Below are 20989 nucleotides of genomic sequence, written 5' to 3'. Positions count from 1 at the left end.
AAACCTTATCATCTGTCCTTAAATATCCTGGGGGGTGAATTGGCCGTCAGGCCAAGAGGGGGGCAAGGCCCCCCTTGCTGGCCTCCCGACCTCAGTTCGACGCGCCGTGCGACATGTCGTGGCCGCCCATTTGCATCTGGCCCTGCATCGGCGTCCGTTCGTTGTCGGCCACCACGGTGACCGGCAGTTCCGAGCCGTCCGCGAAGATCAGCGTAACCTCGACGTCGTCGCCTTGCTCGGGCACATGCGTGAGGCCCATGAACATCACATGATCCGCGCCGCGCTCGAGCGCGTGACTGCCGTGGGCCGGGATGCGGAAGCCGTCTTCGACTTCGCGCATCTGCATGATGCCGTCACCGATCTGGATATGCGTGTGCAGTTCCAGCCGTGACGAGAGGTCCGAGCGCGCGCCGACCAGCTGGCAGTCGCTGTCGCCGGCGTTGTTGAGGACCATAAAGGCAGCGCCGCTGCGGGCCATGGCGCCCGAGGTACGGAAATAAGGGTCGGAAACGGTGACCCCCTCGCAGGCGAAGGCGGGCATGGCGAAGATTGCTGCAGCGGCAGCAAGAGAGAGAGTGCGGAACATAGCGTATCCTGTCTGTGAAAGGTCTGAAAAACGATTGGTTTTCAGGCTGCGACAGGCGGAGCCCGTGACCAGCTATGCACGGGGGCCGGGGGCGGTGGGGCCGCGATCTCGCGTGATGTAAAGCGGATCGGGTTCAGCGTTCCGGCGCGCTCGGCGATGGGCAAAGCCGGGTCGGTCAGTGCTGCAAAGGCCGGGACGCAATCGGGGCATAGGATGCGTGGCCCCGTCGGGTTGCCATTCGCGTCAATGCTGATCGAGGTCAGGCCGTAGCCCGAGCAGATCACCACCTCACCCACCGTGCGCAACTGGTGGCGCGCTGTGGCCATTGCCACCGAGCCGGTGACAAGCACCAGCACCAGTCCGAAAAGGGTAAGGGCGCGCGAGAGGTTCATGACGGTCAATCTAGGGCCTGGCTGCGCCGGGCGCTAGTGCGACCAATCGCGCGGGATCAGCGCCTTGATCCTGCCCGCGTGCCCGGCGGGTGCGGCGCACGCGTCTGCGGTCAGGGCGCGGGCGTCGTCGAGGAGGGTGTCGGGCGATGAAAGGCGGTCGATCAGGCCCCAGCTCAGCGCCTCGGTCGCCTCGACCTTGGCCCCGCCCATCAGGATCATCCGGGCGCGCCCGGGTCCGATCAGGGCGGCCATCCGGGCCGGGTCTGAGGGTTGCGGCAGAAAGCCCAGCTTCATCACCGGGTAAAAGAACTTGGCCCCCGGCACCCCCAGCCGGATGTCGCAGGCCAGCGCCATCCCGAACGCGCCGCCCGCCAGCGTGCCGTTGAGCGCGGCAATCGTCAGGCAGGGCAGCGCGGCGAGGGTGCCACTCAGCTCTTCCCAGATGCCATCGGTGGCGAGGCCCGCGCGGGCCTCGTCCAGATCCGCGCCCGCCGAGAACACCTTGCCCGCGCCGGTCAGGATCACCGCCTGCTGCCGCGTGCCTGCGTCCTTCAGCTCGGCCACCAGCTGCACCATCATCGCGCGGGTCAGCGAGTTGGCCTTGTCCGGGCGGTCCAGCGTCAGGACGGTCAGCGCGCCGTCATCCTCGCGCCGGATCATGCGATCAGGCCCAGCCGTCTGCGGATACCCTCGTCGCGCAGCGATACCTCGGCCCCGCGATAGGTGTCGGAATCGCTGGTGCACATCCAGATGAGCGCCTCGGCGGGCCATTCGGCGGGAATATGCGCCTCCCAGTCCAGCTGGCTGACCGCATTGACGCCCGAGGACTTGATCGCGCGCTGCATGTCGGTGGCCACCGTGCCCGGCGACAGCGACAGCACGCGCACCTTCGCGCCCGCCTCCAGATGCGCCGCTTTGGTCAGCATGATCGCCCCGGCCTTGGACGCGCAATAGCCGCTCCAACCCTCAAGCGCGTTATAGGCAGCCCCCGAGCCGACGGTCAGGATTGTGCCGCCGCCCTGCTTTTGCATCACCGGCAGCGCGGCGTGCAGGCCGTAGAACACGCCCTTGAGGTTCACGTCGATCTGGCGGCCCCAGGCGTCGGGGTCGGCCTGCGCGATCAAGGCGATCGGGTCGATCAGACCGGCGTTGTTGATCAGCACATCCAGACGACCGTGGGCGGTGACCATGGCCTGCACCGCTGCGGTGACCTGCGCCGCCTCGGCCACGTCGCAGGGGATCAGCGTCGCGCCCGTTTCATCCGCGACGGCCTGCAGCTCGGCTGAGGGCCGCCCGGCCAGCCCCAGCTTGGCCCCGGCGGCGGCAAAGCGGCGGGCGGTGGCGGCACCGATGCCGCGGCTGGCGCCGGTGATGAGAACGGATTTGCCACGCACGGCGGCATCGCGGTCGGTTTTGCTGGTCATGCGGATCTCCTGATTTTGCCACTTTGGTAGCGCGCTGATTTCCGCGTGACCATCCCTGAATCGGGCCCTGAAACGAGCCCTGAATCGGGCGGTGCGCCTGTGACCCGGCGTGCGCCCTGCCATGTTTCACCCGGGTAACGCGCTGTTTTACGCGGGAGCCCGCCGAGCCACGGCTTTTCACTTGACGGTTGCGGGCACACCGCCAGAATCCAGCCCTGTTTTGCCGCGAGGCTCAAAGGGAGTTTTTATCATGCTCGATTACACTGGCCGCCCCCGGGTCGCCGCAACCGCCATTCTGCTGGCTCTGACCGTAACCGCCCCGGCTGGCGCCCAGACCATGTCTGCTGCAGCGGCCTGGGCCGGGCTGAATTCACTGGCTCTGGGTGCCGGGCTGTCGATCACCTCGGGCTCGGTTGCCAACAACGGTGACACTGTGACGGCATCGGGTGTGCGGATTTTCCCGACCAATGACCCCAACGGCGTGGTCGTCAGCATGGATACGCTGACGTTGCAGCCGCGTGGGGAGCTGATGGCGTTGATCCCCTCGCCGATGTTTCAGGTTACCACCCAGACCGGCGGCAACCAGACCCGCACCGTCGAAGTCACGCATGACGGCGAGATTCTGGGCATGCTGACCGAACAGAACGCCGCGCTGGATCTGAATTTTCCGACGTTGACGGCGCATCTGGTGCCGTCGGCAGCGCCGCCGGCGACCATCAAGGGCACGCCGCAGGCCTCGGCTGACCCCATGCGGGTTGACGTGACGATCAACGCGCTCGACGCGTCGCTGCGCGCCGCGCGTGAGGGTACGGCAGAGCTGACGATTGATGCGGCAAGCGTGAGCTATGATCTGGTCTACCCCGATCCGGCCAACGAGACCGGCGGCATGATCACGCAATCGGGCGTGCAGACCGCACCGCATCTGACCTTCACCGGGACCGAGCTGGATATGCTGTCGGGCGATGACGGCATGCTGCGCGCGGCTTTTGACGCGGGCATGGCGATGTCGCTGAACTTTACCGTGCAGGCGTCGCAACAAAGCTCGCGCCAGTCGATGGGCACCACCCCGCTGGCGATGAACACGCAGGGCGGCGCCAGCGACTTCACGATCACCGTGGCCGACGGACGCGCGGACATCACCGGCTCGGCAGATGCTTTTGCGCTGTCGGGCAACTTCGGTCCGATGCAGGGCGCGGCGCAGCTTGCCGGGATGACCATGGCCTTTGGTGCGCCACTGGTGGTGACCTCGGATGACCAGCTGTTCCGGTACATGGTTTCGCTGGACGGGTTGCAGCCCTCGCCTGAGCTGCTGGCGATGGTGGGCGCAAGCCAGTTTGCCGGGGATGCGGTGACCATGACCGTCGATCTGAGTGCAGACGGCCATCTGACCCGCGAAATCGGCCCCGATTTCGGCGAGGGTGACACGCCGCCGCTGGATATCTCGCGCGTGCGTCTGGACGATCTGCGGCTTGCTGTCGGGGATTCCGAGTTCACCGGCGACGGTGCGGTGACGCTGCTGGGCGGGTTGATGGGCCAGATCGGTCGCGACCGTCCCAATGCCGATGGCGATTTCACCTTCGACCTGGTCGGTGGCGAGCGCCTGCTGAACCGGTTGCAGTCGATGGGTCTGGTGCCCGCTGACCAGCTGTTCTTTGTGCGCATGATGATCAACGGTTTGGGCCGCTCGATCGGCGAGGATCACCTGCAATCCGAAGTGGCGATCCGTCCGGGCGGCGCGATCACCGTGAATGGCGCACCGCTGCCGTTCTGAGCGAACAGGGCCATGGCGGGGCATCCCGCCGTGGCTTGTCTATCACCGGCGGGCCAGCGCGCGTTTGTGGCGCAGGGCCAGCAGCTTATTCACCAACAACCGGCGCTGCTTGATCAGGCCGTAGAACGTGTGGCGATCTTCGGCAGAACGCTTGGCATTGGGCATGATGTCGCTAACGACGCCGGTTGTGGCCGTCAGGGGTGGCCAGACGGCCAACCCGCGATCACTGCGCGTCAGCCAGTGGCGAAAGTAATTGTCGACCGGGGCAAAGATCTGGTCATGCCCGTCGACAAAGGCCTGCGCCCCTTCACGGCTCCAGAGCAAGGCCGATGCCATCATCGGAAAATAGTGCGCGCGGGTGATCTGATAGCTGCCGTCGCGCCCCGTAATCTGGTCGAGAACGGTGTAGATCCGATGCTTGTTGGCACCTAGATTGATCAGATCCCAATCTCGCGGCTGCGCCGCCAGCCAATCCAGCAGCTGCGGGAATACGGATGCGAAATCCGGCGATAATTGCACGTCGTCCTCAAGCACGATGCCAACCAGTGCGCCGCTTTCAGCGACACGGCGAGCGGCACGCAAGTGGCTGAGGTAGCACCCGATCTCTCCCCCGCGCAGCGGTCGGCCCATATAGGCCCGCGCGCGCGCCGCGTCATAGTCGGGGAACTCGGCCACTGTCAGGCCGCGGCCGTCGAAAGCAGGGACGCGTTCAAAGGTCAGTCCCGCAGCATGCAGCTGCGCCGAGGCCGAGGCCAGACGGTCGGCTGAGCCGTCGAGGTTGATGACATAGACCGGCGGTGTCGGCATCAGAAAAGCCCCGGGATTTGTTTTCAGTCGCAGGCGGCGACGCGCAGCCCGGTAAAGGTGGCCCTCAGCTGCGCAGAAACCAGTTTTTAAGCCGCTTCTCAATCGGCACCTTCGCCACCGAGACACTGTCATCCTCGCCGATATGCGCGCAGGCACCGGGCGAGGCATAGGCGATGACCTGTCCCAACGACCGGACGTGACGCGAGACGTGGCGCTCTTTCTTGAACCCTGAGAACCCGCCAAGGCTCTGCCACAGAGCCTTCCGCGCAAGGTGGGGATTGAACGTAAAGCCGTGCCACTCGCGATGCAGATCGTCCAGACGCACATAGGCACCCGCGTCGCTTACCACGCGGCGTCGGCTCTCGTCGCGCGCGGCGTGCTCTGCGAACTCGGTCATGCCCCGAAAGCAGACGGCCGAAAGGGAGGGATCAGAATCCAGCAGGCGCCGCGCTTCAGGAAGAAATCCATGCCGGGTGAACAACCAGTCGTCTTCCAGATGAAAGATGTAGGGAGTCGTCACCGCTGAATACAGGGCATCGACCGCGCGGTGGTGTCCTACCCGACCACCCAGGTCGAGCCGCCGCCCTTGTGGGCAGATCTCGGCGAAAACCTCGTTCGTCGCCTCGTCGCCGAAATCGTTGATTGCCAGAACCGCCAATCCGTCGATATCCGGGCGCAGGCTGTCGAGCGTGCGACGCAGCAGATCCGGCCTGCGTCCCATGGTCATGCAAACGGTGATGTCGTCACGCATCCTTGCGTCTTCCTTGTGATCGGAAACTGGCGTCAGAACAGACCAAGGAATTTTTTCCGTTTGGGCGGGACGAGATCGAGGATCGCCATGTAGCGATCAAAGTCATGATGCCCGTTGATCACGCCTTGTGCCACTGCAAGGAAAAGATCGCGGGATTGCTGGCGGCGCGCCTCGAACAGGTGGAAAAATGCGTTCTCGCCATAAAATGTGCCGATGCCATAGACGCCGTATTGCGCAAGGCTCCAGCGGGGCGCGATGCAGAACTTGGGGTAGATCAGCGCTATCGGAATGCCCGCCTCTTCGGCGCAAAGGGTCAGGATCTGCGCCACATCCGAACGCTCGGTGCGCCGCATTTCGGGCGCACCGGCACGTTTGTAGACGTCACGACGCGCGGCCAGAAACATCGGCGCGGCATAGATATGATCGGGATTCTTGTGGTTTGCCACCTGGGCGAGTCCCGCCACACTGCCCGCCTCGGCGGCAGCGATCAGGTGTTGATAACCAGCAAGGCTGAGTGGAAAGGCGTCGATATCGGCGACCACGGCCAGCGGACCAAGGTCGTCGTTGCGGAAGGTCCGCGTCAGCCAGCCGGAATGGTCGATCTTGTCATCCAGCTCTTGCACCAGCGGAATACCGAGGTGGTGGAACACCGCCGCCTGCGCCTCGACCAGCTGCGGGTCGATGTTGCTCTGGTAGAAGGTGTAGGTCGTGGGAAGATCAGACATGTGCCGTCCGGTTGCCAGAAGAAAACAGCAGCCCCGATCTTGCGACCGGGGCTGCCGAAACACTTAACTCAGGCCGATTACTCGGCGCCTTCGCCTTTGGTCTCGGCGACTTCTTCGCCGGTTTCCTGGTCGATCATCTTCATCGCCAGACGGACCTTGCCGCGATCGTCGAAGCCCAGAAGCTTGACCTTCACTTCCTGGCCTTCCTTGAGCAGGTCGGACGGGTGGTTCAGGCGCTTGTTGGCGATCTGGCTGACGTGGACGAGGCCGTCACGCTTGCCGAAGAAGTTCACGAAAGCGCCGAAATCGACGATCTTCACCACGGTGCCGGTGTAGACCTTGCCGATTTCCGGCTCTGCCACGATCGAATAGATCATGTCGTAAGCCTTCTTGATCGCATCCGCGTCCGAGGACGCGATCTTGATCACGCCGTCGTCGTTGATGTCGACCTTGGCACCCGACACTTCAACGATCTCGCGGATGACCTTGCCGCCCGAGCCGATCACTTCACGGATCTTGTCGGTGGGGATGGTCATGGTTTCGATCTTCGGCGCGTACTGGCTGAAGCCCTGCGGCGCGGTCAGCGCTTTGGACATTTCACCCAGGATGTGCAGGCGGCCGTCCTTGGCTTGCGCCAGGGCTTTCTCCATGATTTCAAAGGTGATCCCCGAAATCTTGATGTCCATCTGCAGCGAGGTGATGCCGTTCTCGGTACCCGCGACCTTGAAATCCATGTCGCCGAGGTGATCCTCGTCGCCCAGAATGTCGGTCAGAACGGCGAACTTGCCGCCTTCTTCCAGGATCAGGCCCATGGCCACACCGGCAACCGGCGCTTTCAGCGGAACACCGGCATCCATCATCGACAGCGAGCTGCCGCAGACGGTGGCCATCGAGGACGAGCCGTTCGACTCGGTGATCTCGGACACGATGCGGATGGTGTAGGGGAAGTCGGTCGCGGCGGGCAGCACGGCCTGCAGCGCGCGCCATGCCAGTTTGCCGTGGCCGATTTCGCGACGACCCGGCGAGCCCATGCGGCCCACTTCACCGACCGAATACGGCGGGAAGTTGTAGTGCAGCATGAAGTTGGCTTTGTAGGTGCCGGTCAGCGCGTCAACGAACTGTTCGTCATCGCCGGTGCCCAGGGTTGCGACGCAGAGCGACTGCGTTTCGCCACGGGTGAACAGCGCCGACCCGTGGGTCCGCGGCAACACCGAGGTCTCGGTGAAGATCGGGCGCACGGTGGTGGTGTCGCGACCGTCGATGCGCGGGGCACCGTTGATCACGTCGCCACGCAGGATCGAGGCTTCGAGCTTTTTCATCGCCGAATCCAGCGTCGGATCGGCCAGCTCGGCTTCGTTCAGCTGCGCTTTGATACCAGCGCGGGCTTCCGAGATCGCGTTGACGCGGGTCTGTTTGTCCTTGATGGCAAACGCGGCGCGCATCTGGGTCTCGCCCAGTTCCTTGATACGGGCCAGAATCGGGCCGTAGTTCGGAGCGGCGAAATCGAACGGCTCTTTGGCGCATTCTTCGGCGAAGTCGATGATCAGGTCGATAACCGGCTGATAGCTTTCATGGGCGAATTTCACCGCGCCCAGCATCTCGGCTTCGGTCAGCTCATAGGCTTCCGATTCGACCATCATCACGGCGTCGGCGGTGCCGGCCACAACCAGATCGAGGCGCTGCTCGGCGTTGTCGCGCAGCTTGACCATGTCGTCGCATTCGGGGTTCAGAACGTATTCACCGTTCACAAAGCCCACGCGCGCGGCGGCGATCGGACCCATGAAGGGCACGCCCGAGATGGTCAGCGCGGCCGAGGCGGCGATCATCGCGACGACGTCGGGCTCATTCACCAGATCATGCGACAGCACGGTGGTGACAACCAGCACTTCGTGCTTGAAGCCTTCGACGAACAGCGGACGGATCGGACGGTCGATCAGGCGCGAGGTCAGCGTTTCTTTTTCGCTGGGACGACCTTCGCGTTTGAAGAAGCCACCGGGGATCTTGCCTGCGGAATAGGTGCGTTCCTGGTAGTGGACGGTCAGCGGGAAGAAATCCTGACCCGGCTTGGGCGACTTGGCGAACGTCACGTTGGCCATGACCGAGGTCTCGCCCAGCGTGGCGATGACCGAGCCGTCAGCCTGGCGGGCCACTCGGCCCGATTCCAGCGTGAGGGTTTCCTGGCCCCACTGGATCGACTTCTTAGAAATATTGAACATTCAGTTTCCTCAAGGGAGCACTCCCGGCCCTCCGGGTCTCCCGTTCTATGGCGGCCCCATTGCCGCCGACCCCTATCCTTCGCATCACGCCGGGGTCGAAGCGTCACGTCTCAGATGGCCGGGCCATACAGGAAAAACCGACTTGTGGGAAGGGGGCGTATCAAAGGCCCCTTGCTGCGCCCTCAGCGTTGCAGCGTGGTCAGCGGGATCTGGATCGTGCGCGCCAGCGTGCCCTCGGTCCAGACACTGTTCAGCTTGCCACCCAGTTGCCCCTCGACGGTCAGCCCCAGCAGGCGCGAGCCAAAGCCGCTGCCGGTTTCGCCCTCAGAGCTTTTGTGCAGGCCGCTTTCTTCCCACTGAATTGTCAGCTGTTCACCATCATCGACCCAGCCGATGGTCAGACGCGCATCGGCATCGGCCAGCGCGCCGTATTTGGCGGCGTTGGTGACCATCTCATACAGCGCCAGCGTCAGCGGCGTGGCGGCGGTCGGTCCCACCTGCTGCTCGGGGCCGCGCAGGGTTGCGCGGTCTTGCGTCGCGACATGCGGCAAGAGCAGCGTTTCGATCAGCGTTTGCAGATCGGTGCCCAGTTCCGTCGGTCGGTTGGCGTGAATCGCGGGGGCGATGAGGGCATGCGCGCTCGACAGCGCCTTGAGGCGATTTTGCAGCGTTGCCGGGGTTTCCCCGGCCGACTGGCTCATCCGCACGATGCCGCTGACCACGGTGAACAGGTTCTTGACCCGGTGGTGCAGCTCTTCGACCAATAGCTGCCCGTCGGCCAGCGCCTGACGCAGTGCCAGCTCGGTCTCGACCCCGGCGGCAAGGTCGCGCAGGTCGCTGAGCTGCTCGGCGGTCCAGTCGTGCGGCTTTCCGTCAATCGCGCAGAACGAGCCCAGCACGGCCCCATCGTTCCCGCGTACCGGCACACCCAGATACGCGATCACGTCGAGATCGTGCACCGCGCCATTGTCGCGCAGCAGCGGGTGTTCGCGCGCGTCCGGCACCGCCAGCGGCGCTTCGGCGGTCACGACATACTGGCAAAAGCTGTGGCTGAGCGGGGTCTGGTTCAGGCCTTCTGACAGCCCGGTCGCCGCCTTGAAATACTGGCGGTTGTCGTCGACCAGTGAGAACAGCACCACCGGCACGCCCAGAATACGGCTGCCCAGCCGGGCGGCGCGGTCAAACACGGCTTCGGGCATACTGTCCATCAGCTCGCTGCGGGCGAGGGCGGTCAGTCGCGACGACGCGTTCAGCCGTTCGCGATGCCCCTCAGGAGTCGCGGACGGGAAGGACAGGTCGGACGAAGGCGTATCATTGTGTGGCATTTTATCGAGTCGGTACCATGCGAGCCGCTGCGCCAGAAGTCCTAATCAGCGTTAATGCGTTGCTTGCGCAACAGCTTGCCTAACCCAGATGCACCTGCGCCTCGGGATAGCGAACACGCGGCACCGTGCGCGTGGCCAGAAAGAAGCCCAGCGTCAGCGGTCCGACCCGGCCAAGGAACATGATCACCACGATCACCGCGCGGCCAAATTCGTTCAACTCACCCGTGAAGCCGCGCGACAGGCCCACCGTGCCAAAGGCCGAGGCCACTTCGAACGCGATGTCGATGAAATGCCCGTCATGCGAGACCGTCATCAGGAACACGCCGCAGAACACCACGATCACACTGATCGCGGTCAGCGCCATGACCTTGAGCACCTGATCCAGCCCGATTGACCGGCCAAAAGCGTGCAGCTGTGTCTGGCGGCGAAAGAAGGCGACCGTGGCGAGGATCATCACCACAAAGGTGGTCACCTTGATCCCCCCGGCGGTCGAGGCCGGGCCACCGCCGATCAGCATCAGCGAGATGAACAGCAGCGTCGTGCTGTCATGGATCGCCGCAATATCGGTAGTGTTGAACCCGGCGGTGCGGGTGGTCACGCCTTGAAACCAGCTGACAACCAGCCGCGCCGGGACGCTGTCGAACTGGCCCAGAGTGCCGGGGTTGTTCCATTCCAGCGCCGCAAAAGCTGCCATCGACCATGGGATCAGGATCGCCGTGCCCAGAAGCATGATCTTGGTGTGCAGCGACCACGCGCGCGGGGATTTGCCGCTCAGCACGTCATGCAGCACCACATAGCCAATGCCGCCGATGATAAAGAGCGCGGGGATCACCGTATTGACCAGCGGGTCGATGGCATAGCCGATCAGCCCGTCAGGAAAGGTGGAAAACCCGGCGTTGTTAAAGGCTGAGACCGAGTGAAACGCCGCCGTCCACAGCCCGTCCAGCAATCCCAGCCGGGGCACAAAGGTCAACGACAGCAGCAGCGCCCCGGCGACTTCGCAGATCAGCACGGCTTTCAGGATCGTAGTGACCAGCTTCATCAACTGATCCATGGAATTGTGGTTAAGATCCTCGCGCAGATAGACCTGTCCGGTCAGCCCCATCGGCATGCCCAGCGCAGCCAGCACCAGCACGGCAAAGGTCATCAGCCCCAGCCCGCCCAGCTGGATCAGGAAGGCCACGACGAATTCACCAAACCACGTCAGCGTGGTGCCGATGTCGAACACCACCAGCCCGGTCACCGTGACAGCCGAGGTCGCGGTAAAGATCGCGTCGCTCCAGCTGATCGGGACGTGGTGCGAGATCGGCAGTTTCAGCGCCATCGCGCCCAGCGAAATGAGCGTGGCATAAAGCGCCGCCAGAATCAGCGGCGGCGGCACACGCGAGAGGCGCCGCGACAGACGTCGCAGCGGCCCGGAAAGGGGCCTGTGCCGCGGTTTGCGGGGTTTCACAGGCTGTCCCCGAACTGGCGCAGCTCGGCGCGTTTGCCCAGCAGGATCAGCTTGTCCTCGGGCGCGAGCATCATGTCAGCGGTCGGATGGCAGAACTCGCTGCCCCGCATCAGGCCCAGCAGGCGCAGATCATGCGTGGTGCCGATGCCCAGCGAGGCCAGCTCGCGCCCGTCCATGCGCTGCGGGATCACCACGTTCACCACGCTGTACCCGTTGCCCAGGCTCACATAATCCTGCAACACCGGGTTGTTGAGCATCTGCGCGATATGCCGGCCCATCTCCTGTTCCGGCAGGATCACCCGGTCGACGCCCAGTTTGACCAGAATGCGGTGATGCGTCTTGTTCGACGCCTTGGCCCAGAGGGTTTCCATCCCCAACAGCTTGAGGTTCATCACCGTCAGGATGCTGGCCTGAATGTCCCGCCCGACGGCGACCAGCGCCACGTCATAGCGGTCGATCCCGGCCTCGCGCAAAGCGCCTTCGTCGGTGGTGTCCACGATCAGCGCGCTCGACAGCGTGTTGGACATCTGCGCCACGCGCCTTTCGTCCAGATCGAGGCCGATCACCCGGTTGCCGAAGCGCGCCAGCTCGGCAGCAACGGTGCTGCCAAAGGCCCCCAGTCCGACAACGGCAAAACTACGCGAACTCTTGGTCATGAGGTTTCTCTCCCCGTTTTCGGCGTGACGCTGCGCTGCGGCGCTGCGTTAGTCAAGGGCCGGAAAGGGGGACGCAAAACGCCCGCTGTTGCCAGCGGGCGCTCTTGGACGCAAGGTCGGATCAGGTCAGCGGCGGATGCCGAGACGCTGGATCAGCGACTGATAGCGAGCCTCGTCCTTGCCCTTCACGTAGTCCAGCAGCTTACGGCGCTGGGCCACCATCATCAGAAGGCCACGACGGCTGTGGTTGTCCTTCTTGTGCATTTTGAAGTGCTCGGTCAGGGTGGTGATACGCGAGGTCAGGATCGCAACCTGGACTTCGGGCGAACCGGTGTCGCCTTCTTTGGTCGCGAATTCTTTCAGCAGGCGTTGTTTTTCTTCGACGGTGATCGACATCGGGATCTCCTGTGTAAAAGGGTTAAGGCGCAGGCCGGGATGTCGTCCAGCACAAGCCCATGGAGGCTCCTTGCCCAAAACGGCCAAGGATGCGCGCATATAGGCGATCCCCGCCGCCAGAGCAAATGGATTCAAGGCCCGGGGTTCCTGCGGTGTTAACCACAGTTGCAGAATCTGGCTTTCCCAAAGGCGCTGGTCGCTGTTTGTTCAGGAAATCGGGGTTCAATGGGGCCCAGATAGCGGAACGGCCGCTTGTGCGGCAGGGGGTCTCGATGTGGCTGCTCTTGGGATTGATCGGGGTCGCCGTCGCTGCGGGCGCAACCGATCTGTATACGCGGGCCGAGGATGACACCGGGTCGCCCGACGATCTGCCGCAAGACGGGGCGGATGACACCGCTCAGGCGCAGCACGGCAATCTGCTGGACCACGCCCCCGATGATGCCGCGCCCATGGCTGACGGTGATCTTGTTCCTGCCGCTGACGACGCCCCACCTGATCTCCCAGATGACGACGTCGCTGCCGACATCGGCCCCATGCAGATCCGCGAGGGATATGAAGGCCTTGATGCGGATGACCGCGAATATATGAGCACTGACACCCCGCCGGTACCGCCCAAGGATATGGTGATTGACGGGGGTGACGGGGGGGCGCCCCTTGAAGGCGGTGCAGGCAATGACACGCTGATCGGCGGCTGGCGCGATGAGTGGCTGGAGGGGTTCGCGGGCGCTGACCAGCTCGATGGCGCCGGGGGGGACGACACGCTCCTTGGCGGTGCGGGCGACGATACGCTGATCGGCGACGATGGCGATGATCACCTGATCGCGGGCACGGGCGATGACATTCTTGACGGCGGTTCGGGTCGCGACTCGCTCACTGCGGGCGACGGCGCGGATCGTCTCAATGGCGGTGAGGGTGCCGATACACTCGAAGGCGGCGCGGGCGGTGACCGTCTCGACGGCGGCGAGGGTAGCGATCTGCTGATGGCCGGCGACGGCGACGATACACTCACCGGCGGCAATGACCACGGTGAAACGGACTTTCTGAACGGCGGCGACGGCGACGATGTGCTGATTCTGGGCGCGGGCGATATCGCGAGCGGTGGTGCCGGGGCGGACAGGTTTGTACTGGGCGAATGGATGGACGCCGCTGCGCCCGCGATCATCAGCGATTTCGACACCGGCGCGGATCATCTCGCCGTCGCCTATGACGCCGACGGCCCCGCCCCGGTGATCGACACCGCGTACGACGCTCAGGCGGGAGGGTTGCGTGTGTTCATCGATGGCGAACCAGTCGCGCTGCTGCAAGGCATCGAAACCCTAGACCCCGCGCAGATCGTCGTAGTCCCGGCCGGTACCAGTGACCAAACGGTGCCCACCTAGCCCTGCATGGCACACGACGGAACACCATGGTGATTGGTGACCCCGGCAGGATTCGAACCTGCAACCTGCCCCTTAGGAGGGGGCTGCTCTATCCAGTTGAGCCACGGGACCACCGTCTCTTCTCTTTGGCGTCTTGCGTCGGGCATGGCAAGCCTTGGCGCGAGCAAAGGGACCTGTTCGCGATATCAGGGAAACTTTGACACTTGCACAAGCGGCGCTTTAGAAGTGAAGCATTCGTCATCTGTTAGTGCCGCCGCGGGCCCTCTCGCCACGCGCCCCGGGGAGGGAGGCCCCCGATTTATGATCCCACCGCGCAATGCCGACCATCGGCGCCCCCTGACGCTGCGAGACGTCTCAGAAGCGTGCGGAGTCAGTGAGATGACCGTCAGCCGCGTGCTGCGCAACCGCGAAGATGTCTCACCTGCGACGCGCGAAAAGGTGCTCGCCTCGGCGCGGGCGCTTGGTTACGTGCCCAACAAGATCGCCGGAGGTCTGGCCTCGCAGCAGGTCAATCTGGTGGCGGTGATCGTGCCCTCGCTGTCGAACATGGTGTTCCCCGAAGTTCTGGGCGGGATCTCGGCCGCGCTGGAGGACAGCGGGCTGCAGCCGGTGTTCGGCGTGACGCAATACTCGGTCGAGAAAGAGGAGAACGTCCTTTACGAGATGCTCTCGTGGCGGCCCACGGGCGTGATCATCGCCGGAATGGAGCATACGGATGCGGCGCGCGCCATGATGGAGAATGCGGGCATCCCGATCATCGAGATCATGGACAGCGACGGCGAGCCGATCGACTCGGTCGTCGGCATCTCGCATCGTGGGGCCGGGCGGCAGATGGCCGAGGCGATCGTCAAGGCGGGGTATCGCAAGATCGGTTTCCTGGGCACCAAGATGACCGACGACCACCGCGCCCGCAAACGGCTTGAGGGGCTGACCGAAGGGCTGGCCGAACATGGCATCGAGCTGGTGGATACCGAGTTCTATTCGGGCGGCTCGGCGCTGAAAAAGGGCCGTGAGCTGACCGAGGCGATCCTGACGCGCAACCCGGATCTGGATTTCCTTTATTACTCGAATGACATGATCGGCGCGGGCGGGCTGCTCTATTGCCTTGAAAAAGGCTATGACATCCCCGGCAAGCTGGGTCTGGCAGGCTTTAACGGCACCGATTTTCTGGACGGGCTGCCGATGAAGCTGGCGACCATCGACGCCTGCCGCCGCGAGATCGGCGAGAAGGCGGCGAATATCATCGCGGGCAAGGGCTATGATGACGGGGTAATCGGTGGCCACCGGATCGAGCTGACCCCGCGGCTGGAGCCGGGCGACACGATCCGCCGCTGACCGGCAGCCGCCAAGACAGGAAAAACGCGCCCCGCAACGGGCGCGTTTTTTCATGAGCGCTGAAGGGCAACGAAAAACCCCGGGCGCAAGGCCCGGGGTTTCGCCGTCATGCGGATGAGGAGAGATCAGCCGCGGTAGAACTCGGGATAGGCTTCCATGCCCAGCTCGGCTTTGTCGAGACCGAGGATCTCGTCTTCTTCCGAGACGCGCAGGCCCATGGTCGCCTTCAGGATGAACCAGACAACCGCCGCCACCACGAAGGTGAAGACACCCACGATGATGATCGGAACGACCTGACCGGTGACGGTCGCATCGGGGTTGGTGATCAGCACGGCCAGCGTACCCCAGATGCCGCAGACCAGGTGAACCGGGATCGCGCCGACGACGTCGTCGATCTTCAGCTTGTCGAGCAGCGGCACGGCCAGGACGACCAGGATACCACCGAAGGCACCGATCAGCGTTGCAGCACCCAGACCGGGGGTCAGCGGCTCGGCGGTGATCGACACCAGACCAGCCAGCGCGCCGTTCAGCACCATGGTGAGGTCAGGCTTCTTGTACATCAGCTGGGTCATGATCAGCGCGGCCAGCGCGCCACCGGCAGCAGCCGTGTTGGTGTTCGCAAAGATGCGCGAGATGTCAGCAACGTTGCCAGCGGTGTCCATGTACAGCTGCGAGCCGCCGTTGAAACCGAACCACCCGAGCCACAGGATGAACGTACCCAGGGTGGCGAGCGTCAGGTTCGAGCCGGGCATCGGGTTGACGCGGCCGTCCTTGTATTTGCCCAGACGCGGGCCGAGGATCAGCGCACCGGCCAAAGCCGACCAGCCACCGACCGAGTGAACGACGGTCGAACCTGCGAAGTCGAGGAAGCCGTAATCCGCATCCAGGAAGCCACCGCCCCATTTCCACGACGCCTGGATCGGGTAGATGAAGCCGGTCAGCACGACCGTGAAGATCAGGAACGGCCACAGTTTGATGCGCTCGGCCAGGGTGCCCGAAACGATCGAGGCGGTCGTGGCGCAGAACATCAGCTGGAAGAAGAAGTCCGAACCTACCGACGCGTAGGTCAGGTCGGTATCTGCGCTGCCGCCGACGGGCTCCATAACGGCCATCGAGAAGGCGCCGAGCATGTTGGGGATGGTCCAGCCGTCGCCTGGGTACATCAGGTTATAGCCGACGAGGTAGTACATGATCGCGGCGATCGCGAAGAGCGCGACGTTCTTGAGCGACTGCATGGTGACGTTCTTGGACCGCACCAGACCCGCTTCCAGCATCGAGAAGCCAGCGGCCATCCACATGACCAGGAAGCCGGTCACAAGGAACATGAAGGTGGTGAAAATATAGCCGATTTCTTCGTTCGGCGGAGTCATGTCGACGTCGACAACCGCAGCATCCTGGGCATACAGCGCCAGCGGCACAACCGCCACCAGAGCCGCCAGGGGAAGGATTTTCTTCAGGTTCATCTCAGGTTGTTCCCTATTTCCCTAGCCACTCAGAGCGCGTCGTCGCCGGCTTCGCCGGTGCGCACACGAGTTGCTTGTTCCAGATCCAGCACGAAGACCTTGCCGTCACCGATCTTGCCGGTGCGTGCGGTCCGCGAGAGCGTCTCGACGACTTGCTCGGCCAGGCTGTCAGGCACGGCGATTTCGAGCTTAACTTTCGGAACAAAGTTCACGGCGTATTCGGCGCCGCGATAGATTTCCGTGTGACCCGACTGAGTGCCGAAGCCTTTGATCTCGGTAACCATCAACCCGCGAACGCCGATGGCGGTGAGCGCCTCGCGCACCTCCTCCAGCTTGAACGGCTTGATTGCTGCAATGATGTACTTCACGTGTGCCCCCTTATAACGGTCCCAGGGGCGCCCCGATGAGGGCGCGTCCTGCGCCCATACGGGGTTCTGCGGGCTCAAACCGCAATGTTGCGGTAGGCAAGGACTCGCCATGAATCCCAGACTTCTGCTGAAAAATTCACCAAATAGGCATGTCTGATGAAAGATTAAGCGCATCACGAAGGCGAATCGGCTGTCTTCTGACCCTCCACAACAGCCAGCGCTGCCTGTATGTTAACCCACCAACCAGAAACGATACGGCAGCAGGCAGATCCAGGCATGGCAGGCAACGGCACTCGACGTCCCCCTCTGGTGGCGGATCAGCGGACCCCGGCACCCCGGGCACAAAACGGCGGTCAGCGTCGCTCGGGCGGGGGTGGTGGCGGTGGCGGAAAACGCCGCCCGCCGCGTCGGGCGCCTAAACGCGGGGGCAACTGGTTCACACGGGTGTTCGGCGGGTTGCTGCGCCTGATCTGGCGCGTCATCTGGGGTTTCACCTGGCGTGTTACCGCGCTGGGCGTGCTGGTGATGGCCGCCGCGACCTTCTATTTCTACACCACCATGCCGAACGACGTCGTCGCGATGATGGATGGTCGTGCGCGCGGCTCGGTGACGATGCTGGATGCCGACGGTCAGGTCTTTGCCTGGCGTGGTGAAAATTTCGGCGGCTTCACCCCGTCGACCGAGGTGTCACCAAACCTGCGCAACGCCATCGTCGCGACCGAGGACCGGCGCTTCTGGTGGCACTTCGGCGTCAGCCCGCGCGGGATTGCCGGGGCCATCGCCGGCAACATCGCCGCCGGGCGCGGGCCGTTTCAGGGTGCGGGCGGGTCGACGATCACGCAGCAGGTCGCCAAGCTGCTGTGCCTGGGCCGCGCCTATGATCCCGACATCTGGCCGACCGAGGCCGAATACGAATCCGACTGCCGCGAAGGCACGGTCTGGCGCAAAATCCAGGAGCTGCCCTACGCCTTTGCGCTGGAGTTGCGCTATACCAAAGACGAAATCCTCTCGATCTATATCAACCGCGCCTTCCTTGGCGCCGGGTCGCGCGGGTTCGAGGCGGCTTCCGAGCGGTATTTTGGCCATTCCGCCAGCGAGATGCGCCCGGCTGAGGGGGCGATGCTTGCCGGTCTGCTGGTCGCACCCAGCTACTATGCGCCGACCCGCAACCTTGAGCGTGCGCAGGCCCGCGCCGGTATCGTGCTGGGGTTGATGCATGAACAAGGCTACATCACCGACGCGCAATACGCCGACGCCCGCGCCAATCCGGCGACCCTGCACGAGGCGGCGGAAAGCCCGACGGGCGGGTTCTTTGCTGATTGGGTGATGCAATCCGGCCCCGCCTGGCTGACCCGCGACACAACCGAGGATGTGACGATCCAGACGACGCTGGACCAGCGCATCCAGCAAGCCGCCGAAGAGGCGGTGCGGCAGGTCTTCGCCGACCGCGTGCGCGACGGGTCCGAGGCCGAGGCAGCCGTGCTCGTCATGTCTGCCGATGGCGCCGTGCGCGGCATGGTGGGCGGGCGCAGCTATATAACCGGGGGCTTCAATCGCGCCACGCAAGCGCAGCGACAGACCGGCTCGGCGTTCAAACCCTTCGTTTATGCGCTGGCAATGGATGACGGCTATCAGCCTTATGACATGGTTGAGGACGCGCCGCTGACGATCACCGTGCCCGGGTCCGGTCCGTGGTCGCCGCGCAACTATTCCAACCGGTTCCTGGGGATGATGACGCTGGCCGAGGCGCTGGCGCGGTCCGAGAACATCCCCGCCGTGCGGATTTCCGAAGCCATGGGACGCGAACGGGTGCGACAGGCGGCGAACGCCTTTGGCCTGCACTCGGATCTGGCCGAAGGACCGGCACTGGCGCTGGGGGCCAGTGAAGCGACGCTGCTCGACATGACCTCGGCCTTTGCAGGGATTCTGAACGGGGGCAATTCGGTCAGGCCGTATGGCTTCACCTCTCTCACACTGGCCGGAGAGCGCGCGCCGCTGATGACCATCGGTTCGGGCATCGGTGAGCGGGTGATCAGCGAAGACGCGGCGCACCGTCTGGTCTGGATGATGACGCAGGTGCTGGAAGCGCCCTATGGCACCGGTCGCCGTGCGCGGCTACCCGATGGGCGGCAGGCGGCGGGCAAGACCGGCACCACCAACTCGGCGCGCGATGCGTGGTTCGTCGGCTTTACCGCTGACTACGTCGTCGGCGTCTGGATGGGCAATGACGACAACACCCCGCTTGCAGGCGTGACTGGCGGCGGGTTGCCCGCCGAGATCTGGCGCGAGACCATGGTGCGCATCAACGACGGCATGCCGCTGCACCCGCTACCTATGGTCGTGCCGCAACCGCCCGCCTTGGAGCCGCCTACAACCCGTGGCGCGCCCGGTGCCACGCAAGGCGGCAACGGCAATCTGGGCGATGCGGTCCTGGGGATCCTGAACGGCATTCTCGGCGGGAACTGACACGAAAACGCCGGGGTCTGCGTGACCCCGGCGTTTTTCATTTCTGACTGTGGCCTCAGCCTGCCTGACGCAGATCCGCGATCATCTGGTCGATATTGCCGCCGCGCCGTTCCAGCATGGTGCCGATTTCCTGCCGCTCAGCCGCCAGCAGGTTCACGCCCTCGATGATCAGGTTGAAAAACAGGTCGCGCCCGCTGCGGTCTGACACCTGCCAACGCACCTCGAACGGGGCGTCGCCGCGCATGGTCATCGTGGTGATGACCTCATAAAAGCTTTGCACCGCGCGCGCACCCGTCACCTCGACCGAGGCGCCGACGAACCGGCGGAACTGACGGCCATATTTGCGCGACAGGTAGTCGCGGAACGCCGTGGTGAACGCCGCCATCTGCGCCGCACTGGCGCTGCGCGCGGGCGGCCCCAGAACCGAGCGCGCAATCACCGGCACGTCGCCGTAACGGTCGAACAGATCAGCAAACTGCCCGATCATCCGTGCTTCCGACGCGCCCGAGTTGATGATCCCGTGAACGTCGCGCATCACGCTGGTGATCAGCTCGCTCGCCTGTCCCTGGGTCATCGCCGCAGCGGTGCGGGGCAGCAAGGGCAGCGCGGTGGCTGCGGCCATAGCGGCCAGCAACGAGCGGCGGGTTGGCTTAAAAGTCGGCATAGGGGTCAATGATCTCGTCCTCAGCTTCAATCCCAAGATGATACCGCCGCGTCTGCAAGTAGAGAAGCCGCGCCTGGGCATAGGGGTCGGCGGTATTGATCACATTCGCGTCGAGTATGTCCGAATACTCGGCCGCATCGGCCAGTCTGCCGCCAATGCGCGCGATCGAGGTCAGGCTCGATTCGGGCTGAGGCAGGACAAACCGCAGCGGGTTGATGAAGGCGTCGACGACCAGCCCGGCGGTGTCGCGCTCGGTCGAGGGACCAAAGAGCGGCAACACCATGTAGGCCCCTTCTCCGGCACCCCACCGGTGCAGCGTTTCGCCGAAATCGGTGCTGCGACCATGGATGCCCATATGCCCGGCAGGGTCGAACAGCCCGCCCAGACCCACGGTGGTGTTGATCACAAAGCGGACGGTGTTTTCGAAGGCCCGGTCCGGGCGCACTTGCAGCAGATCGTTCAGGATCACCGAGGGTTGGCCCAGATTCCCGCCGAAATTACCGACGATGCGGCGAAACCGGCTCGAGCGGGGCGGCGCCGGGGCGACCACGGTGGTCGCGTCCGTGACAGGAGCGACGGCCGGTGCCGGTTCGTCGCCGCCGGTCAGGGCGCCACTCAGGGCCATGTTGTGCTCGAACCAAGCGCGGTTCGTGCTCTCGAACGGATCGTTGAAACCGGGCGCGACCGTTGGGCTGGCGCAGCCGGCAACCAGCCCGACCAGCACCAGAGCCATCAGCCCCCCATGTTCGCGTGTCGCCATCGCCATCGCCATCGCGTTCTCCTGCCGGTGTTTACCGAATACTAGCACTTTG

Annotated in this window: 20 protein-coding genes and 1 tRNA gene; 4 read left to right on the top strand and 17 right to left on the bottom strand. The window is 64.2% G+C overall.

Translation table 11 applies throughout. The features are described 5' to 3' along the window. Positions 1-91 precede the first annotated feature (91 nt). Genes EAE28_RS18505 through EAE28_RS18490 form a run of 4 tightly spaced genes read right to left on the bottom strand, consistent with a single transcriptional unit; the run spans position 92 to position 2402 of the window. A complete protein-coding gene (locus tag EAE28_RS18505; protein ID WP_127109047.1) occupies positions 92-586 on the bottom strand; it encodes a copper chaperone PCu(A)C in 495 nt (164 codons plus the stop codon). Positions 587-627: 41 nt separating this feature from the next. Beyond that, positions 628-978, bottom strand: a complete 351-nt coding sequence (locus EAE28_RS18500) for a hypothetical protein (protein ID WP_127109045.1) — start codon at positions 976-978, stop codon at positions 628-630. Positions 979-1011: 33 nt separating this feature from the next. Then, positions 1012-1638, bottom strand: a complete 627-nt coding sequence (locus EAE28_RS18495; RefSeq protein ID WP_127109043.1) for an enoyl-CoA hydratase/isomerase family protein — start codon at positions 1636-1638, stop codon at positions 1012-1014. Then, positions 1635-2402, bottom strand: a complete 768-nt coding sequence (locus EAE28_RS18490; RefSeq protein WP_127109041.1) for an SDR family oxidoreductase — start codon at positions 2400-2402, stop codon at positions 1635-1637. The genes EAE28_RS18495 and EAE28_RS18490 overlap by 4 nt, the downstream gene beginning before the upstream one ends. A 250-nt stretch (positions 2403-2652) precedes the next feature. On the opposite strand from EAE28_RS18490, the gene EAE28_RS18485 reads away from it, so the two are divergent. Further along, complete coding sequence (locus tag EAE28_RS18485; RefSeq protein ID WP_127109039.1) at positions 2653-4173, top strand: AsmA family protein; 1521 nt, start codon at positions 2653-2655, stop codon at positions 4171-4173. Between the two features lie 42 nt (positions 4174-4215). Here EAE28_RS18485 and EAE28_RS18480 read toward each other — a convergent pair whose 3' ends face one another. The 8 genes from EAE28_RS18480 to rpsO all read right to left on the bottom strand — a co-directional run bounded on the left by EAE28_RS18480 (position 4216) and on the right by rpsO (position 12502). Further along, positions 4216-4980 carry a glycosyltransferase family 25 protein gene (locus tag EAE28_RS18480; RefSeq protein WP_164736698.1) on the bottom strand — a complete coding sequence of 255 codons (765 nt, stop codon included), beginning with the start codon at positions 4978-4980 and terminating at the stop codon, positions 4216-4218. Between the two features lie 64 nt (positions 4981-5044). Then, the gene (locus EAE28_RS18475; RefSeq protein ID WP_127109034.1) at positions 5045-5731 is read right to left on the bottom strand and encodes a glycosyltransferase; all 687 of its coding nucleotides are present in this window, start codon (positions 5729-5731) and stop codon (positions 5045-5047) included. Positions 5732-5763: 32 nt separating this feature from the next. Continuing rightward, complete coding sequence (locus tag EAE28_RS18470; RefSeq protein WP_127109033.1) at positions 5764-6456, bottom strand: Clp protease/crotonase-like domain-containing protein; 693 nt, start codon at positions 6454-6456, stop codon at positions 5764-5766. 77 nt (positions 6457-6533) lie between these two features. Continuing rightward, positions 6534-8672 (bottom strand): polyribonucleotide nucleotidyltransferase, encoded by a 2139-nt coding sequence (pnp, locus tag EAE28_RS18465; RefSeq protein WP_127109031.1) that lies wholly within the window; start codon positions 8670-8672, stop codon positions 6534-6536. Between the two features lie 182 nt (positions 8673-8854). Continuing rightward, positions 8855-9997 carry a sensor histidine kinase gene (locus EAE28_RS18460; RefSeq protein ID WP_127109029.1) on the bottom strand — a complete coding sequence of 381 codons (1143 nt, stop codon included), beginning with the start codon at positions 9995-9997 and terminating at the stop codon, positions 8855-8857. Positions 9998-10076: 79 nt separating this feature from the next. Continuing rightward, positions 10077-11378 (bottom strand): TrkH family potassium uptake protein, encoded by a 1302-nt coding sequence (locus EAE28_RS18455; RefSeq protein ID WP_246022457.1) that lies wholly within the window; start codon positions 11376-11378, stop codon positions 10077-10079. A 68-nt stretch (positions 11379-11446) separates the two neighbouring features. Continuing rightward, the gene (locus tag EAE28_RS18450) at positions 11447-12106 is read right to left on the bottom strand and encodes a potassium channel family protein (protein WP_127109027.1); all 660 of its coding nucleotides are present in this window, start codon (positions 12104-12106) and stop codon (positions 11447-11449) included. A 126-nt stretch (positions 12107-12232) separates the two neighbouring features. Further along, the gene (rpsO, locus tag EAE28_RS18445; protein WP_127109025.1) at positions 12233-12502 is read right to left on the bottom strand and encodes a 30S ribosomal protein S15; all 270 of its coding nucleotides are present in this window, start codon (positions 12500-12502) and stop codon (positions 12233-12235) included. A 272-nt stretch (positions 12503-12774) separates the two neighbouring features. Here rpsO and EAE28_RS18440 point away from each other — a divergent pair, with 272 nt between their 5' ends. Then, positions 12775-13881 (top strand): calcium-binding protein, encoded by a 1107-nt coding sequence (locus tag EAE28_RS18440; RefSeq protein WP_164736697.1) that lies wholly within the window; start codon positions 12775-12777, stop codon positions 13879-13881. 34 nt (positions 13882-13915) lie between these two features. Here the strand turns inward: EAE28_RS18440 and EAE28_RS18435 are convergent. Further along, a tRNA-Arg gene (locus EAE28_RS18435) sits at positions 13916-13992 on the bottom strand. Between the two features lie 189 nt (positions 13993-14181). On the opposite strand from EAE28_RS18435, the gene EAE28_RS18430 reads away from it, so the two are divergent. Then, positions 14182-15216: a LacI family DNA-binding transcriptional regulator gene (locus tag EAE28_RS18430; RefSeq protein ID WP_127109021.1), complete on the top strand. Its 1035-nt coding sequence runs from the start codon at positions 14182-14184 to the stop codon at positions 15214-15216. Between the two features lie 125 nt (positions 15217-15341). Here the strand turns inward: EAE28_RS18430 and EAE28_RS18425 are convergent, their stop codons facing one another. Next, the gene (locus tag EAE28_RS18425; RefSeq protein ID WP_127109019.1) at positions 15342-16679 is read right to left on the bottom strand and encodes an ammonium transporter; all 1338 of its coding nucleotides are present in this window, start codon (positions 16677-16679) and stop codon (positions 15342-15344) included. Positions 16680-16708: 29 nt separating this feature from the next. Next, positions 16709-17047: a P-II family nitrogen regulator gene (locus EAE28_RS18420; RefSeq protein WP_127109017.1), complete on the bottom strand. Its 339-nt coding sequence runs from the start codon at positions 17045-17047 to the stop codon at positions 16709-16711. A gap of 276 nt (positions 17048-17323) precedes the next feature. On the opposite strand from EAE28_RS18420, the gene EAE28_RS18415 reads away from it, so the two are divergent. After that, a complete protein-coding gene (locus tag EAE28_RS18415) occupies positions 17324-19513 on the top strand; it encodes a transglycosylase domain-containing protein (RefSeq protein ID WP_127109015.1) in 2190 nt (729 codons plus the stop codon). 55 nt (positions 19514-19568) lie between these two features. On the opposite strand, the gene EAE28_RS18410 is transcribed toward EAE28_RS18415, so the two are convergent. Both EAE28_RS18410 and EAE28_RS18405 read right to left on the bottom strand, forming a co-directional pair. Beyond that, positions 19569-20135 (bottom strand): MlaC/ttg2D family ABC transporter substrate-binding protein, encoded by a 567-nt coding sequence (locus tag EAE28_RS18410; RefSeq protein ID WP_246022453.1) that lies wholly within the window; start codon positions 20133-20135, stop codon positions 19569-19571. Between the two features lie 28 nt (positions 20136-20163). Then, positions 20164-20949 carry an MlaA family lipoprotein gene (locus EAE28_RS18405; protein WP_246022451.1) on the bottom strand — a complete coding sequence of 262 codons (786 nt, stop codon included), beginning with the start codon at positions 20947-20949 and terminating at the stop codon, positions 20164-20166. Between the last annotated feature and the right edge of the window lie 40 nt (positions 20950-20989).

The organism is Pararhodobacter zhoushanensis, from assembly GCF_003990445.1.
Classification (GTDB): Bacteria; Pseudomonadota; Alphaproteobacteria; order Rhodobacterales; family Rhodobacteraceae; genus Pararhodobacter; species Pararhodobacter zhoushanensis.
The sequence above is the reverse complement of the archived record's forward strand: the minus strand, read 5'-3'. Positions and strand labels throughout refer to the sequence as shown.